The organism is Micromonospora sp. C51, from assembly GCF_018070435.1.
GTDB classification, from domain to species: Bacteria; Actinomycetota; Actinomycetes; order Mycobacteriales; family Micromonosporaceae; genus Micromonospora; species Micromonospora sediminimaris.
The window spans coordinates 106,181-120,497 of sequence record NZ_JAGPXQ010000012.1 but is presented as its reverse complement, the minus strand read 5'-3'; the positions used below and the strand labels follow the sequence as shown (position 1 = coordinate 120,497).

Annotated in this window: 15 protein-coding genes; 6 read left to right on the top strand and 9 right to left on the bottom strand. The window is 71.0% G+C overall.

The window, feature by feature from the left end; translation table 11 throughout:
• Nucleotides 1-43: 43 nt before the first annotated feature.
• The gene (locus tag KBX50_RS15595; protein WP_210937744.1) at nt 44-673 is read right to left on the bottom strand and encodes a DUF1003 domain-containing protein; all 630 of its coding nucleotides are present in this window, start codon (nt 671-673) and stop codon (nt 44-46) included.
• Entirely contained in the window at nt 666-1,976 is a 1,311-nt protein-coding gene (locus KBX50_RS15590; protein WP_307870963.1) for a magnesium transporter MgtE N-terminal domain-containing protein, read from the bottom strand. Before KBX50_RS15590 ends, KBX50_RS15595 begins: the two co-directional genes overlap by 8 nt.
• A 108-nt stretch (nt 1,977-2,084) precedes the next feature.
• Here KBX50_RS15590 and KBX50_RS15585 point away from each other — a divergent pair, with 108 nt between their 5' ends.
• Both KBX50_RS15585 and KBX50_RS15580 read left to right on the top strand, forming a co-directional pair.
• The gene (locus KBX50_RS15585; protein ID WP_210937743.1) at nt 2,085-2,954 is read left to right on the top strand and encodes a PhzF family phenazine biosynthesis protein; all 870 of its coding nucleotides are present in this window, start codon (nt 2,085-2,087) and stop codon (nt 2,952-2,954) included.
• A gap of 22 nt (nt 2,955-2,976) precedes the next feature.
• Entirely contained in the window at nt 2,977-3,501 is a 525-nt protein-coding gene (locus KBX50_RS15580; RefSeq protein WP_210937742.1) for a hypothetical protein, read from the top strand.
• A gap of 44 nt (nt 3,502-3,545) precedes the next feature.
• On the opposite strand, the gene KBX50_RS15575 is transcribed toward KBX50_RS15580, so the two are convergent.
• A complete protein-coding gene (locus KBX50_RS15575) occupies nt 3,546-4,256 on the bottom strand; it encodes an HAD family hydrolase (RefSeq protein ID WP_210937741.1) in 711 nt (236 codons plus the stop codon).
• Between the two features lie 106 nt (nt 4,257-4,362).
• Here KBX50_RS15575 and KBX50_RS15570 point away from each other — a divergent pair, with 106 nt between their 5' ends.
• Entirely contained in the window at nt 4,363-5,325 is a 963-nt protein-coding gene (locus KBX50_RS15570; RefSeq protein WP_210937740.1) for a DMT family transporter, read from the top strand.
• A gap of 174 nt (nt 5,326-5,499) precedes the next feature.
• On the opposite strand, the gene KBX50_RS15565 is transcribed toward KBX50_RS15570, so the two are convergent.
• Together KBX50_RS15565 and KBX50_RS15560 are read right to left on the bottom strand one after the other, a co-directional pair.
• Complete coding sequence (locus tag KBX50_RS15565) at nt 5,500-6,219, bottom strand: GNAT family N-acetyltransferase (RefSeq protein WP_210937739.1); 720 nt, start codon at nt 6,217-6,219, stop codon at nt 5,500-5,502.
• 105 nt (nt 6,220-6,324) lie between these two features.
• On the bottom strand, nt 6,325-7,149 hold the full coding sequence (locus KBX50_RS15560) for an SDR family NAD(P)-dependent oxidoreductase (RefSeq protein ID WP_210937771.1): 825 nt from the start codon (nt 7,147-7,149) through the stop codon (nt 6,325-6,327).
• Between the two features lie 109 nt (nt 7,150-7,258).
• Between KBX50_RS15560 and KBX50_RS15555 the strand changes: the two genes are divergently transcribed.
• Entirely contained in the window at nt 7,259-8,215 is a 957-nt protein-coding gene (locus KBX50_RS15555) for a CoA ester lyase (RefSeq protein WP_210937738.1), read from the top strand.
• A gap of 54 nt (nt 8,216-8,269) precedes the next feature.
• Here the strand turns inward: KBX50_RS15555 and KBX50_RS15550 are convergent, their stop codons facing one another.
• Complete coding sequence (locus KBX50_RS15550; protein ID WP_210937737.1) at nt 8,270-8,836, bottom strand: DUF4190 domain-containing protein; 567 nt, start codon at nt 8,834-8,836, stop codon at nt 8,270-8,272.
• A 121-nt stretch (nt 8,837-8,957) separates the two neighbouring features.
• On the opposite strand from KBX50_RS15550, the gene KBX50_RS15545 reads away from it, so the two are divergent.
• Complete coding sequence (locus tag KBX50_RS15545; RefSeq protein WP_374224645.1) at nt 8,958-9,863, top strand: SDR family NAD(P)-dependent oxidoreductase; 906 nt, start codon at nt 8,958-8,960, stop codon at nt 9,861-9,863.
• A gap of 6 nt (nt 9,864-9,869) precedes the next feature.
• Here KBX50_RS15545 and KBX50_RS15540 read toward each other — a convergent pair whose 3' ends face one another.
• On the bottom strand, nt 9,870-10,343 hold the full coding sequence (locus KBX50_RS15540; RefSeq protein WP_210937736.1) for a DUF4190 domain-containing protein: 474 nt from the start codon (nt 10,341-10,343) through the stop codon (nt 9,870-9,872).
• 207 nt (nt 10,344-10,550) lie between these two features.
• Between KBX50_RS15540 and KBX50_RS15535 the strand changes: the two genes are divergently transcribed.
• Nucleotides 10,551-11,747 (top strand): acyl-CoA dehydrogenase family protein, encoded by a 1,197-nt coding sequence (locus KBX50_RS15535; RefSeq protein ID WP_210937735.1) that lies wholly within the window; start codon nt 10,551-10,553, stop codon nt 11,745-11,747.
• Between the two features lie 4 nt (nt 11,748-11,751).
• Here KBX50_RS15535 and KBX50_RS15530 read toward each other — a convergent pair whose 3' ends face one another.
• On the bottom strand, nt 11,752-12,159 hold the full coding sequence (locus KBX50_RS15530) for a CoA-binding protein (RefSeq protein ID WP_210937734.1): 408 nt from the start codon (nt 12,157-12,159) through the stop codon (nt 11,752-11,754).
• Nucleotides 12,160-12,232: 73 nt separating this feature from the next.
• Nucleotides 12,233-14,293: an intein-containing Rv2578c family radical SAM protein gene (locus KBX50_RS15525; RefSeq protein WP_210937733.1), complete on the bottom strand. Its 2,061-nt coding sequence runs from the start codon at nt 14,291-14,293 to the stop codon at nt 12,233-12,235.
• Between the last annotated feature and the right edge of the window lie 24 nt (nt 14,294-14,317).

The window sequence follows — 14,317 nt, the reverse complement described above, 5'->3', positions numbered from 1 at the left end:
CGGGCCGCCGCCGGTGCCGGTCACAGTGGTGTGAGCGAGTCGATCAGCTCTCCGGGCGGTGGGAGGTCGCCCGGTCGTGACGACGGTCACCCGGTTGGTCGCCGTCCACCTCGTCGCGGGGTTCATCCAACCCGTCACCGCCGGTCCGGGCGCCGGGGTCGTCCCGGTGCCGGCGTTCCAGCCGCTGACGCCGCTGCGCCGCCTCGTCCAACTCCTCGGCGAGCCGGGTCAGCTCGGAGCGGACGAAGTCCCGGGTGGCCACCTCGCCCAGCGCGATCCGCAGCGCGGCGATCTCCCGGGCCAGGTACTCCGTGTCGGCCTTCTGCATGGTCGCCCGGCGCCGATCCTCCTCCATCGCCACCCGGTCGCGGTCGGCCTGGCGGTTCTGTGCCAGCAGGATCAGCGGCGCCGCGTACGACGCCTGGATGGAGAGCACCAGGGTGAGGAAGGTGAAGGTGTACGGGTCGAAACGCATCCCCGCCGGGGCGAGGGTGTTCCAGAGGAACCACGCGCTGATCACCAGCGTCATGTAGACGATGAAGTTCGCCGTACCCATGCCACGGGCGATGCCCTCGGCCCAGCGTCCGAACGTCTCCTGGTCCACCCGGGGCAGCTTGAATCCCCGGGGCTCCCGTGGCAGGTCCAGCCGCTCCGCGCGCCGTTGCTCAGTCATGGCCACCGTCCGTCGCCGGTTCCGGAGCGGTCGGGGTCGTCGCCCCGTTCGGTAGGCCGCTCGGTGCCGCGTCCCGGTCCCGCCAGTCCCGCGGCAGTGAGTGATCCAACACGTCGTCGACGGTGACGGCGCCCACCAGCCGGTTGTTCCGGTCGATCACCGGCATGGCCACCAGATCGTAGGTGGCCATCCGACGGGTGATCTCCGGCAGTGGGGTGGTCGGGCGCAGCGGATCAATGTCGTTGACCACCACCCCGCCGAGCAGATCCGCCGGGGGCTCCCGGAGCAGCCGCTGGAAGTGCACCATGCCCAGGTAGCGACCGGTTGGCGTGGCCATCGGCGCCCGGGTCACGAACACCTGCGCGGCCACCGCCGGGGAGAGCTGTGGCTCCCGGATCCGCGCGAGGGCCTCCGCCACCGTCGCGTCCGGGGGCAGGATGACCGGTTCGGACGTCATCACGCTGCCCGCCGTGCCCGGCGTGTACTTCAGCAACTGCCGTACCGAATCGGCCTCGTCCGGCTCCATCAGGTCGAGCAGCACGTCCTGTTCCGGCGGCGGCAGCTCACCGAGCAGATCGGCGGCGTCGTCCGGATCCATCTCCTCCAGGATGTCGGCGGCCCGCTCGCGGTCCAGCGCGGCGAGGATCTCCACCTGGTCGTGCTCGGGCAGTTCGCTGAGCACGTCGGCGAGCCGCTCGTCGTCCAGGGCCGCCGCGACCTCGTTACGCCGCGCGTCGGGCAGATCCTGTAGCGCGTTGGCCAGGTCCGCCGGACGCATGTCCTCCAGTACGGCGAGCAGGTTGGCCGTACCCCGGGTCTCCGCCACCCCGCTGAGCCCGCGTACCTGGTTCCACTCGACCTGATGCAGGTGGCCCCGGCGGGCCAACCGACCGGTCTGCTCGCGGACCGCCACCCGGGTCAGTGACCACTCACCACTACGACTGCACTCCATCGCCACGTCGACCACCGACGCCGCCCGGCCCTCCGGGGCGACCTGAACCCGGCGGTCCAGCAGTTCCTGAAGGACGAGCAACTCGTTGGGCCGCTTCTCGAACCGGCGCAGGTTCAACGTGCCACTGCCCAGCACGATGGCGTCGGCGTCGATCGAGGTGATCCGGTTGATGGAGAGGAAGATCCGTCGGCGCATCGGCATCTCGGCAACCAGACCCACGACCTCGGGCGGCCGTTGGCTCGCGCGCAGCCGGGCCACCGCGTCGCGTACCCGGCCGACCTGGTCGCCGTTGGGGTCGAAGACGGCGACTCCGGCAAGTCGGGCGATGTAGACCCGGGTCGGCGTGCTCACGGGCACCAGCCTAGGGGGTAGGCCGATGACCCGGTCGGCGATGGTCCAGGGCCGGCACGGCCCGGCAGTGACCCCGGCGTACGCCCGGAGGGCCTAGTGTCTATCAACATGTCGACCTTGGCTTACGAGATCGTGGACGTCTTCACCGACCGTCCGTACGCCGGGAACCCGCTCGCGGTGGTCTTCGGTGCTGACGGGCTGGCGACCGACCAGATGCAGGCTCTGGCCCGCGAGTTCAACCTGTCGGAGACGGTCTTCGTGCTGCCCGCCACTCAGGTCGGCGCCACCTACCGGGCCCGGATCTTCACGCCGGTCGATGAGTTGCCGTTCGCCGGCCACCCCAGCGTCGGCGCCGCGGTCACCGCCGCTCGCCGGGGCATGTTCCCGACCGGGCAGGTCAACCAGGAATGCGGTGCCGGCGTGCTGCCGATCGAGGTGAGCGACGGTGCCGCCATCCTGACCGGCGGCAGCCCCACCCTCGGGCCCGAGCTGGAGCCGGAGCCGCTGCTGGAGATGGTCGGGCTCGGCGCTGAGGACCATCCCGGTCCAGCGCCGCGGGTCGCCGGCTGCGGCCTGGAGTTCCCGTTCCTGCCGGTACGCCCCGACGCCCTCGCCCGGGCGCAGGTGAACCCGGTGGCGGCCGGGCGGTACGGCATCGAGCATGTCAGCGTCTTCTCCTGGAACCCGGCGACCCAAACCGCGCACGCCCGGGTCTTCGTCCCAGGTCTCGGCGTACCCGAGGATCCGGCTACCGGGTCGGCCGCGCTCGGTCTCGGGGTGTGGCTGGTCGCCAGCGGCCTGTTGCCCGGCGAGGGACGATCGTCGTACACCGTCCGGCAGGGCGTGGAGATGGGCCGACCGTCCTCGCTGGCCTGCGCCGTGACCGCAGCCGGCGGTGTGGCGGTCGGCACGAGCGTCGCAGGTCAGGTGATGCCGGTGGCCCGGGGGGAGATCCTCGTCCCGCCGTTCGTCGGCTGACGGCCGACGCGGACCGGCCCGGATGCGAGAGGATGCCGCGGTGACCGACGAGCGCGAGAACCACCCCCTGGTCGACGAGGCGATGAAGAAGGCCTCGGTGGCCTGGGTCGCGGTGGCGGGTCGCCCGCCAGTCGCCCTGTGGTGCGTACCCCTGGAAGCGGCGCTGTTCGTGGTGAGCGGCCCTGGCGAGCAGGCCGCGCCCGGGCTGGCCGAGGCCGACGAGGCCCAGGTGACCATGCGCGGTGACCACGGGGGTCGGATCGTCACCTGGCCGGCGCGGGTCAGCCGGCTGACACCCGGCACCGAGCAGTGGGACACGCTCGCCCCGCTGGTAGGGGCCAAACGGCTGAACGCGCCCGGACCGACCACCGAACTCGTCGCCCGCTGGGCCGCCGACGGCTGCGCCCTGGTGCGGCTCGCGCCGGTCGGCCAGCCGACGCACGGTGGCGAGCTACCGGCCGGGTCGCTGGCCGAGCCGCCCCGACCGACGCCGGCCGTCCGGGCCACTCGCCGTCCGTTCCGGCTGCACCGTGTCCGGCGTCGCTGACCCGCCGTCGGCCGAGGCGACGCCGGCCTGGGGCACGTGCGTGGCTACCACGGTGCGCCGACCGGGCTGGGAGCCTCGTCGACCAGGTCGACCACCTCGCGGAGGGACCCCAGTGTCCGGCCGGCCCAGGCGGCGTCGAGATTGAACACCAGATGGTCGGCGAGGTCGGGCGAGGCGAGCCGGGCCGCGCTCAGACCGGCGCGCTGCGCGCCGGTCAACTCCTGGCTGCCACCGTCACCCACGTAGAGGCAGTCTGCCGGAGACAGGCCCAGCCGCGCGCAGGCGGCCAGATAGAGGCTCGCGTCCGGCTTGCATCGCCCCACCTGCACGGAGAACACCCGGACGTCGAGCAGCGGGGCGATCGCCAGCTCGGGCAGGAAGGCCGGCAGCTCATGGGTGCAGTCACTGATCACGCCGGTTCGTATGCCCCGTCGCCGCAGCGACCGCAGGGTCGGCACGGCCTCGTCCCGCAACCGGGTGTCCGCGCGTACGGCCTGGTGCCGGGCGGCGGCAGCAGCCCGCAACGCCTCCGCCGGAGGGTGTACGCCAGCCTGCTCGCACACCCAGCGCAGGGTCGCCTCGACCGTGTCGAAGCGCCCGCTGGCGCGGTCGTAGAAGGTGCGGTCGAGCACCTCAAGGAAGGTGGCCAGCGGGCAGCCGAGCAGTTCGGCGGTGCTGAGGTGACCCTCGCCACGCTGGACCGGACGGGTCAACGTGCCGAAGAAGTCGAACAGCACCGCCCGGAACCTGGGCATGGGAACGCCTCCGGGCGGATGGGGAGGAGCCCTGATGAGGACGCGCTGATCGTAACCGAACGTTGACGGAAAGTGGCGCCCCGGTGACGTGTGAAGATTGCACCTCGTGGCACCCGTACCTCACCGTCCGCCGCTCGACCTGGTGACCGGCGCGGCACTTGCCGTGGCCGTCTTCGCCGTGTCGTCATCCGCGCCGTTGATCGCCTTTGCCGCCGCGCCCGCCCTGGCGGTCGCGTTCTGGCGCAACGTGCTGGCGGTCGCCGTGCTGAGTCCGTTCGCGCTGACCCGCCGACGGTCCGAGTTCCGCTTCGTGGCCACCGGCGTCGGCCGTCGCGAGGGCATGTTCTGTGTCCTGTCCGGGGTGGCGCTGGCGGCGCACTTCGCCACCTGGATGCCGAGTGCGAAGCTCACCTCGGTGGCCGCGGCAACGGCGCTGGTGGCCACCCAGCCGGTCTGGCAGGGGCTGATCGCCCGGGCCCAGGGCCGCCGGCTGCCGGTGGGTGTCTGGGCCGGCATCGGGGTGGCGGTGGCCGGGGCGGTGCTGGCGACCGGCGCCGACTTCACGGTCTCCGGCCAGGCCTTCGCGGGCGATCTGCTGGCGCTGACCGGTGGACTGTTCGCGGCGGTGTACACCGCGCTGGGGGAACGTGCCCGGGTCACCGTCAGCAACGCCACCTACACCACCATCTGCTACAGCGTGTGTGGGCTGATCCTGCTGGTGGTCTGCCTGGTCGGCGGGGTGCCGCTGAGCGGCTTCGACACCGGCACCTGGCTGGCCGTGCTCGCCCTGGTCGGCGGGGCGCAACTGCTCGGCCACTCGATGTTCAGCTACGCGCTGCGGCGGGTCTCGGCCACCACGGTCAGCGTGCTGATCCTGCTGGAGGCACCGGGTGCCGCACTGATCGGCTGGGCATGGCTGGGTCAGCTGCCCGACCCGGTGACCCTGCCCGGCCTGTCGCTGCTGCTGGTCGGTGTGGCCGTGGTGGTGTTGTCCAGCGCCCGTACGGCCCGGCGTGCGACCCGGGTCAGCACGGCGGTGCCGGCGGACGCCGCCCCGGTCCGCGACTGAGCGTGTCGTTCAACCTCCGGCCGGGCCCGCTTCGCCGTGCCGAGTTCGCGCAGGTAGGCGATCGCCCTGATGGGCGCAGCCTCTGCCAGCAGCTTCGGGGATGATGCTGCCTCACGCCCGCGCCCTGGCGGCAAGTTCGGGGAAGATGCTGCCTCGTACCCGCGCATTGCCCGGTCAGACCTCGTGCACCTCAAGCACCCGGGTATGCGGCGCGGCGTCGCCCAGCGTCGCGCGCAGCGCGGTCCGCTCCGGGTCGGCGAGGAACGCCTCGTAGCCGGCCCGGGTGTCGAACCGGATGACGTGGACCTCGGTACGCCCGTCGCCGGTGCGTAGCCGCCGTTCCAGCCGCCCGCCGTGCCGTGGCAGCAGCGCGAGCACGGTGTCCTCGTACCGTTGCCCGGCCTCGACCGCGCCGTCGGGCAGCTCCACCAGCGCGACCAGGCGCACCGCGGCGGCCGGGTCGGTGACCAGCGACTTCCAGAACTGGTGGTCGACGTGGCCGCCCGGGATGCCCTCCCGCCGGCCGGTGTCCAGGTAGCCGTGCCGGCGGTAGAAGCCCGGGGCCTGGAACGAGAACGAGGCGACCGAGATCTCGGTGCAGCCGCGTCGTCGGGCCTCCTGTTCGGCCGCCGCGAGCAACCGGCCGCCCCAGCCTTCGCCCCGGCGATCAGCACGGACCCAGACCATGTTGATCCCGGCGCAGGTGCCCCAACTCCAGCCGGTCAACCCGGCAACCAGCTCGCCGTCCGCGTCGGTGACCCGGACGGACAGCGCCGCCTCGTCGGCGGCGCCGGTAGCCCGCTGGTTGAAGGTGGTCAGCTCGGCATCGAGCCGGGCGGCCAGCTCCTCGTCCTTGCCGAGCACCCGTAGGTTGACGCCCTCCGTGACGGTCATGGCGCGGAGTATCGCAATCTTCCGCCCCCGTCGCGACCCGGTTGCCCCGCCGTCGCGGTGGCAGACCGAAGGATGCGGTCGCAGGCCGGTGCGCCGCTGGTGCCGTCAGTCCGGGAGGCCCACCGCGTCGGCGCTGGCCGCCCAGAGTCGCGCCGCGAGCCGCGGATCGGCCGCCTTGGGCCACGGGCGGCGCGGCCGGCAGTCGAAGTAGTAACCACCGTTGGTCAACCGGGACCGGTCCTGGTTGGCCAGCCACACCAGCGTCTGCGCGCCCTTGGTCGGGCTGCGGAACGGCAGCAGACGCATGCCCAGGGCGACAATCCGGCTGTCGTTGCCGAAGCGGGTCCGCACCACCCCCGGGTGGAAGCAGTACGAGTCGACCTGCGGCCATCGCCGGGCCGCCTCGGCGGTGAACAGGATGTTCGCCTGCTTGCTGGTGCCGTACGCGGATATCGGGCGGTAGCGGCGCAGCGGCGCGTTGAGGTCGTTCGGGTCGAGCATGCCGCTGCGGTGCGCGCCGGAGGCGGTTACCACGATTCGGCGTACCCGGTCGACCAGCAGGTTCGTGAGCAGGAAGGGGGCCAGGTGATTGGCCTGGACGGACAGCTCGAAACCGTCAACCGTGGTGATCGGCTGAAGCACGATCGCGCCGGCGTTGTTGGCGAGCACGTCGATCCGGTCGTACGCGGCGCGCAGCCGCTCGGCCAGCTGCCGGACGTCGTCGAGCACGGCGAAGTCGGCGCGGAACACCTCGGGCCGCTCCCCGGAGGCTTCGCGGACCTCGTCGGCGGCAGCCCGCAGCCGGGCCGGATCCCGGCCCACCAGGACGACCCGGTCACCCCGGCAGGCGAGACCGATGGCGGCGGCCAATCCGATGCCGGAACTCGCTCCGGTGATCACGACCAGTCGAGGGCCAGTGACATCTTCCACAGGTCCATTCACCGCGGTCACGGCACGAGGTTACCGTGGCGTCACAAGCACCTTTGGGATCGTTAAGTAAGGGACGGCGGACCTGCCGTACCCGGAAGGAGCGCCGCCGATGGCCGTTGTTGGGCGTCCCCGCCGGTCCTGCCTGGCCGTGCCCGGATCGAGCGTCAAGATGCTCGGCAAGGCCCAGGGTCTCCCGGCCGATCAGGTCTTCCTCGACCTGGAGGACGCGGTCGCCCCACTCGCCAAGCCGGACGCCCGCAAGAACATCGTGGCCGCGCTCAACGAGGGCGACTGGGCCGGCAAGACCCGGGTCGTCCGGGTCAACGACCTCACCACCCCGTGGACGTACCGGGACGTCATCGACGTGGTGGAGGGGGCGGGGGCCAACCTCGACTGCGTGATGCTGCCGAAGGTGCAGAACGCGGCGCAGGTGCAGTGGCTGGACATGACCCTCACCCAGCTGGAGAAGACCCTCGGCCTGGAGGTGGGCCGGATCGGCATCGAGGCGCAGATCGAGAACGCTGCCGGCCTGGTCAACGTCGACAGCATCGCCGCCGCGTCGCCACGCGTCGAAACGATCATCTTCGGGCCGGCCGACTTCATGGCCTCGATCAACATGAGGTCGCTTGTGGTCGGTGCCCTCATTCCCGATTACCCGGGCGACCCGTACCACTACATCCTGATGCGCATCCTGATGGCCGCTCGGATGCACGACAAGCAGGCAATCGACGGCCCGTTCCTGCAGATCCGGGACACCGACGCGTTCCGCGAGGTGGCGAAGCGGTCGGCGGCACTCGGCTTCGACGGCAAGTGGGTGCTGCACCCCGGGCAGATCGAAGCCGCGAACGAGGTCTACTCGCCGGCTCAGGCCGACTACGACCACGCCGAGCTGATCCTCGACGCGTACCAGCACTACACCTCGGAGGCGGGTGGCCGACTGGGCGCGGTGATGCTCGGCGACGAGATGATCGACGAGGCTTCCCGCAAGATGGCGCTGGTGATCGCCGCAAAGGGCCGGGCCGCCGGCATGACCCGCACCACGACGTTCGAGCCGCCGGCCGAGTAGCCGTACCACTCACCCCGCGCCCGCCCCGACCTCGGCCGGGGCGGGCGTCGCTGGTCAGGTGGTGGAGGACGAGTTCGCGATGGCGAAAGCGATCGCGATGGCGTAGCCGATGATCACCAGCGCGAGCAGGCCGGTGAGGATCCATCCGACGATGATGGCGGCCTTGGCCATCCCCTCGCCGCTCTCACCGGTCTCTCGGATCTGGCGCATGGCCACATGCCCCATGATCGCGCCGACCGGGGCGGTGATACATGAGCCGATTCCGATCAGGGAGAGGACCAGGGCGACGATCGCCATGGTGTTCGTCTTCTGCTGCGGGTAGCCGTACCCGGGTGGGGGATAGCCGTAGCCAGGCTGAGCCGGCGGGTAGCCGGGCGGCGTCGGCGGGTAACCGGCGGGCTGAGCCGGCGGGTAACCGGCCGGCGGGTACGGCGCGGTGGCCGGGTCCGACTTCATCCCGGCGTACGGGTCGGCCGGCGGCTGATACGGCTCGTATCCGGACGGCTGGGGTGGAATCGGTGGCTGCGGGCTGACCGGCAGGGTCGGGTCGGCGGGTGGGCCGGACGGCTGGCCGGTCGATGCGGGGTCGGGCCAGCCGCCGGCCGGCGGGGGTTGCGTCATCGGGCTTCTCTTCCGTCGCGATGATGTGGCGCAGTCAGGGTAGTCACCGCCGCGCACCCCGCGACGCGCCCGGCACCGGGGGCGCGTTGCCCGACAGCGGCGGGAAGGGCAGGATCTCGGCATGGGGATTGACGCGCGCGCGGCGGACCGTTCCGGCAACAGACCGAGACGGGACGTCAGCCGACCGGGCATGAGCCGGCGGCCACGCCCTGCCGCGGCACCGGAACCCGGCGACCAGGACGCTCCGGCGCCGCTGCCGGAACCGGTGACCATGCGGCTTGACGGCAAGGTCGCACTGGTGACGGGAGCGGGCAGCCCGGACGGCATCGGGTACGCCACCGCTCGCCGACTGTCCGACCTCGGCGCCCGGGTGGCGATCGTGTCGACCACCCGGCGCATTCACGAGCGGGCCGGGGAACTCGGGGTGACCGGTTTCGTCGCCGACCTCACCGACGAGTCGGAGGTGGGCGCGCTGGCCGATGCGGTGGCCGAGCAACTCGGTGATGTCGAGGTGCTGGTCAACAACGCCGGCCTGGCCAGCCGGGCCAGCCCGGAGGTGCTGCGCCCGGTAGCGCAGCTCAGCTACGACGAGTGGCAGGGCGAGATCGACCGGAACCTGACCACCGCCTTCCTGTGCAGCCGGGCCTTCATCGTCGGTATGGCCGAGCGCGGTTGGGGTCGGATCGTGAACCTGGCCGCCACCGCCGGTCCGGTCAACGCGCTGCCCACCGAGGCGGCGTACGCGGCGGCCAAGGCGGGCGTGGTGGGCCTGACCCGGGCGCTGGCCATGGAGATGATCGCCGACGGGGTGACGGTCAACGCGGTGGCCCCGGGCACCATCTACACCGCGGCCTCGACCATGGCCGAGATCAAACAGGGCCTGGGCACGCCGGTTGGACGCCCCGGCACCCCCGACGAGGTGGCCGCGGCGATCACGTTTCTCTGCTCGCCGGCCGCGTCGTACATCACCGGGCAGATGCTTGTGGTCGACGGCGGCAACAGCGTCCGGGAGGCTCAGTTCCGCTGAACGCGCTCAGGTGCTGGTGCCATCGGAGCCGGCCCAGATCGCCAGTGCCAGCCAGCCGCAGCAGGCCAGCAGGAAGAGGCCGGTGAAGATGTAACTGAGGATCAGGCCCCAGGTGGCCAGCTGATCGCCGTCCTCGCCACTGGTACGCAGTTGCCGCTTGGCCAGGTGACCGAGGGCGATGCCGGCGGGGGCGAAGACGAAGGCGAAGACCAGCGACAGGATGGCCAGCACGTTGGTGCCGCGTCCGCCGCCCTGGCCGGCCGGCGGTCCGTACTGCCCGTAGGGAACCTGTGGGGCGTACGGCGGTTGCTGACCCCACTGCTGGCCGTGCGGCGGCTGCCCCGGATGCTCGTACGACGGCTGCCCGTACGCCGGTTGTTCGCCCTGCTGCCCGTACGGTTGGCCGTACTGCGGCTGCTGCCCGCCGGGCGGTGGCTCGTAGGGCGACGGTGGCTGGTCCGGCTCCGGTGGTTGGCCCACGCTCTCCTCCTCCGTACCGACCTACGGGTCCCGCGCGGCCCGTCCGCCCTGGTGGGAAGGCCCTCTGTGCGGGACGCTACCCGCAGCGGTGAAGCTTTTCACAGCGGTTGTGTGGACTGCTCACCTTGGCCGTCCCGGCCGGGGCGACGATACTGATCGAGCGTTTAGTTACCAGTGAGTAGGTGCGCCGACTTTCCGGAGGCTGAGATGGCTCGACTCGCGCAGACGCCCGGCCTGACCGACGAGCAGCAGTCGATCCTGGAGACCGTCCGGGAGTTCGCGAACAAGGAGATCATTCCGCACGCGCAACGCCTGGAGCACGCCGACGAGTACCCGGCCGACATCCTCGACGGCATGAAGGAGATGGGCCTGTTCGGGCTCACCATCGCCGAGGAGTACGGCGGTCTCGGCGAGTCCCTGCTGACCTACGCCCTGGTGGTGGAGGAACTCTCCCGGGGCTGGATGTCGATCTCCGGCATCGTCAACACACACTTCATCGTGGCGTACCTGATCTCCCAGCACGGCTCCGCCGAACAGCGGGCCCGGCTGCTGCCGAGGATGGCCGCCGGCGAGGTGCGCGGCGCCTTCTCGATGTCGGAACCGGAGTGCGGCTCCGACGTCTCGGCGATCAAATCGAGGGCGGTCCGCGACGGCGACCGCTTCGTCGTCGACGGCCAGAAGATGTGGCTGACGAACGGCGCGTACTCGTCGGTGGTGGCCACCCTGGTCCGGACCGAGACCGGCGCCGACACGGTCTACGGCAACATGAGCACCTTCCTGCTGGAGAAGGAGCCCGGCTTCGGCGAGACCGCCCCGGGCCTGACCATCCCCGGCAAGATCGAGAAGATGGGTTACAAGGGCGTCGAGACCACCGAGATGGTGCTCGACGGGGTCACCGTCCCCGACAGCGCCGTCCTCGGCGGTGCCGACCAGGTGGGCCGGGGCTTCTACCAGATGATGGACGGCATCGAGGTCGGCCGGGTCAACGTCGCCGCCCGGGCCTGCGGCATCTCCATCCGGGCCTTCGAGCTGGCCGTCGGGTACGCCCAGCAGCGCCGCACCTTCGGTGAGCCGCTCGCGAAGCACCAGGCCATCGCCTTCAAGCTGGCCGAGATGGGTACGAAGATCGAGGCCGCGCACGCCCTGATGGTCAACGCGGCCCGGCTCAAGGACGCCGGCCAGCGCAACGACGTCGAGGCCGGGATGGCGAAGCTGCTCGCCTCGGAGTACTGCGCCGAGGTCGTCCAGGAGGCGTTCCGCATCCACGGCGGTTACGGCTACTCCAAGGAGTACGAGATCGAGCGGCTGATGCGGGAGGCACCGTTCCTGCTCATCGGCGAGGGCACCTCGGAGATCCAAAAGACGATCATCTCCCGGGGCCTGCTCCGCGAGTACAAGCTCTGAGCGCTCAGCTCCGCCGGGTCAGCCCGGCGGCGGCCCGCTCCACGATCAGGCAGCGGTCCTCCACGTAGTCGATGCCGGCCTCCTCGGCGATCCGCCGGGCCTGCGGCGAGACGATGCCGAGCTGCAACCACACCGCCGGGGCGCCGATCGCCACCGCCTGCCGCACCACATCGACGGCGTCGTCGGCCGGCCGGAAGACGTCGACCAGATCGACCGGGTGCGGGATGTCGGCCAGGGACCGGTACACCGGCTCGCCGAAGAGCTCGTCGGCGGTCGGGTTGACCGGAATGATGCGCCAGCCATGCCGCTGCATCTCCAGCGGTACGCGGTGAGCAGCCTTGAACGGATCGCGGGACGCGCCGACGACGGCGATCACGGCGGCGTCGGCGAGGATCTGCTTGGCGGAACGCATCCGACGACTGTAGCCGCGTCGCCGTCGGGCTGCCCCGGATCGACCTTTCCGGAGCGGCTTGGCCTCCCCTGGTTCAGAGCAGGCTCAGCTGCTCCGGTGCTGGTGCGGGCTGCGGGGCAGCACGGTGTTCGCCGGTCTCGGACCGGATCAGCCCGTGCCGGCGGGCGGCGATGCGGACCCGGGCGGTCAGCTCCCGCTGGTAGGACTGCGGCGCGTACGCGCCCGCCCGGAACAGCTCCCGGTAGCGCGGAACCAGCCGGGGGTGCTCCCGCCCGAGCCACCGCGCGTACCACTCGCGCGCGCCGGGGCGCAGGTGCAGCGCAAGCGGCGTCACGCTGGCCGCGCCCGCGGCGGCGATCGCCGCCACGGTGGCCTCGATGGATTCGTCCGAGTCGGAGAGACCGGGCAGGATCGGCGCCATCAGTACGCCCACCTCGAAGCCGGCGTCGGTGAACCGGCGTACCGCGTCGAGCCGGCGGCGTGGACTCGGCGTGCCGGGCTCGACCGAGCGCCACAGTCGCTCGTCGAGGAAACCGACAGAGAAGGAGACGCCCACCCGCGCGACCTCGGCCGCCTGCCGCAGCAGCGGCAGGTCACGCTGGATCAGCGTGCCCTTGGTCAGGATCGAGAACGGGTTGGCGAAGTCGCGCAGCGCCTCGATGATCGGCGGCATGAGCCGGTAACGCCCCTCGGCCCGCTGGTAGCAGTCGACGTTCGTGCCCATCGCCACGTGCGCGCCGCGCCAGCGCGGCGCGGCCAGCTCACGACGCAGCAGCTCACCCGCGTTGACCTTGACGACCACCCGGCTGTCGAAGTCCGCCCCGGCGTCGAAGTCAAGGTACGTGTGGGTGTTCCGGGCAAAGCAGTTGTGGCTCACCACCCCGTCGGCGACGAAGTCACCGGTGCCCGTGGTGATGTCCCACAGGGGAAGCTCCAATCCGAGAGATTCGATCGCGGTGACCCGGAGCCTGGCCTGGCATTTCACCGCAGCCCCCTCGATCGACCGTTTGCGGCTGATGGCAGGGCCGGTCAGGTGGAAGAACCGCAGACGTGCAGCGAGGCCACCCGTCAGCCGCACGGTGCGGACCCGGTTGGCCAGCCCACGGTCCTCAAGGACGGCGGACAGGTCGAAGTGACGTAACGCGTCCGCTGTCCGGGTCAGCATGGCGTCGTCAGTATTCGAGATCCGCAGGATCCCCCGGCTGCAACTCCCTTCGGCGTCGAAGATGCCGGCGAGGAAACCTCGGTACCAGTCATCGTCGGGTTGCGCGGGCCACGTGATGAGTCTTCGAATGGTGTCGACATCCGCTGCCTTGGAGGAGCGGATCGCTTCCATCGCTCTGCGGTGTGAACTCGCAGGTGTGAAGGAGAACCGTGTCGTCTCTACTCCGAACGCCCACAGATACTGCTGGGTGCGGTGCAGCGCCTCCTCGTCGGCCAGTGCGAGCCGGAACCTGTGCACGACGCCGTACGGGTAGACGTAGGTGCCGAGGTTGCCGTCCCCACGAATCATGCCGCTGAGATAGCCCTTTCGGTAGGCGTCGTTCTCCTTCGGTCCCGCTGCGAATTGCCCGGTGCCGATCAGGCGGTTGTTCGTGGTCAGGTAGGGCCGCTGGCCGTCGCCTTGCATGGTGCCCGTGACGTGCTTCCAGCCCCGTTCGGTCAGGAAGCGGTGGTCGCCGCTCGCGACAAGTGTCGTGCCGTCCTCGAGCGTGAGCCGGTAGGCGAGCTTCGTCGTCGACCACTTGGCCAGGACGGTGGTCACCACGTACCGACGGTAGGCACCTTGCCGTTCGGTTCCGTAGATGCGGTCGCCCACCTCCAGATCGCGTATCGGCCTGATGCCTCCGTCGGCCATCAGGATTGGAGTGTCCCCTGACAGGCAGTAAGAACATGCATGACTGCATCCCCGGTACGGGTTGACGGTCCACTCGAATGGGACGCGGGAGGTGCCCGGGACCTTGTTGAGGATCGACTTGGCGCGTACCTCGTAGAAGGTCATGCCGGCGAAATCGGGGGTGTCGAAGGTGCGGACGACCGCATCGGGCAGCGCCAGCGGCAGGGGTGGCGTCGCTGGCGCTGCCCGTCCGGGAACTCCCTCGACCGGGGGAGCGGTGAGGTTGTCCCAGCGCATGGCCAGTATTCGAACACATGTGCT

What these genes read in the sequence shown, in the direction of transcription:
- KBX50_RS15555 (WP_210937738.1), top strand. Translation starts at nt 7,259, where the DNA reads ATGGCCGTTGTTGGGCGTCCCCGCCGGTCCTGCCTGGCCGTGCCCGGA.
- KBX50_RS15585 (WP_210937743.1), top strand. Translation starts at nt 2,085, where the DNA reads ATGTCGACCTTGGCTTACGAGATCGTGGACGTCTTCACCGACCGTCCG.
- KBX50_RS15550 (WP_210937737.1), bottom strand. Translation starts at nt 8,836, where the DNA reads ATGACGCAACCCCCGCCGGCCGGCGGCTGGCCCGACCCCGCATCGACC.
- KBX50_RS15525 (WP_210937733.1), bottom strand. Translation starts at nt 14,293, where the DNA reads ATGCGCTGGGACAACCTCACCGCTCCCCCGGTCGAGGGAGTTCCCGGA.
- KBX50_RS15565 (WP_210937739.1), bottom strand. Translation starts at nt 6,219, where the DNA reads ATGACCGTCACGGAGGGCGTCAACCTACGGGTGCTCGGCAAGGACGAG.
- KBX50_RS15545 (WP_374224645.1), top strand. Translation starts at nt 8,958, where the DNA reads ATGGGGATTGACGCGCGCGCGGCGGACCGTTCCGGCAACAGACCGAGA.
- KBX50_RS15580 (WP_210937742.1), top strand. Translation starts at nt 2,977, where the DNA reads ATGCGAGAGGATGCCGCGGTGACCGACGAGCGCGAGAACCACCCCCTG.
- KBX50_RS15575 (WP_210937741.1), bottom strand. Translation starts at nt 4,256, where the DNA reads ATGCCCAGGTTCCGGGCGGTGCTGTTCGACTTCTTCGGCACGTTGACC.
- KBX50_RS15595 (WP_210937744.1), bottom strand. Translation starts at nt 673, where the DNA reads ATGACTGAGCAACGGCGCGCGGAGCGGCTGGACCTGCCACGGGAGCCC.
- KBX50_RS15535 (WP_210937735.1), top strand. Translation starts at nt 10,551, where the DNA reads ATGGCTCGACTCGCGCAGACGCCCGGCCTGACCGACGAGCAGCAGTCG.
- KBX50_RS15530 (WP_210937734.1), bottom strand. Translation starts at nt 12,159, where the DNA reads ATGCGTTCCGCCAAGCAGATCCTCGCCGACGCCGCCGTGATCGCCGTC.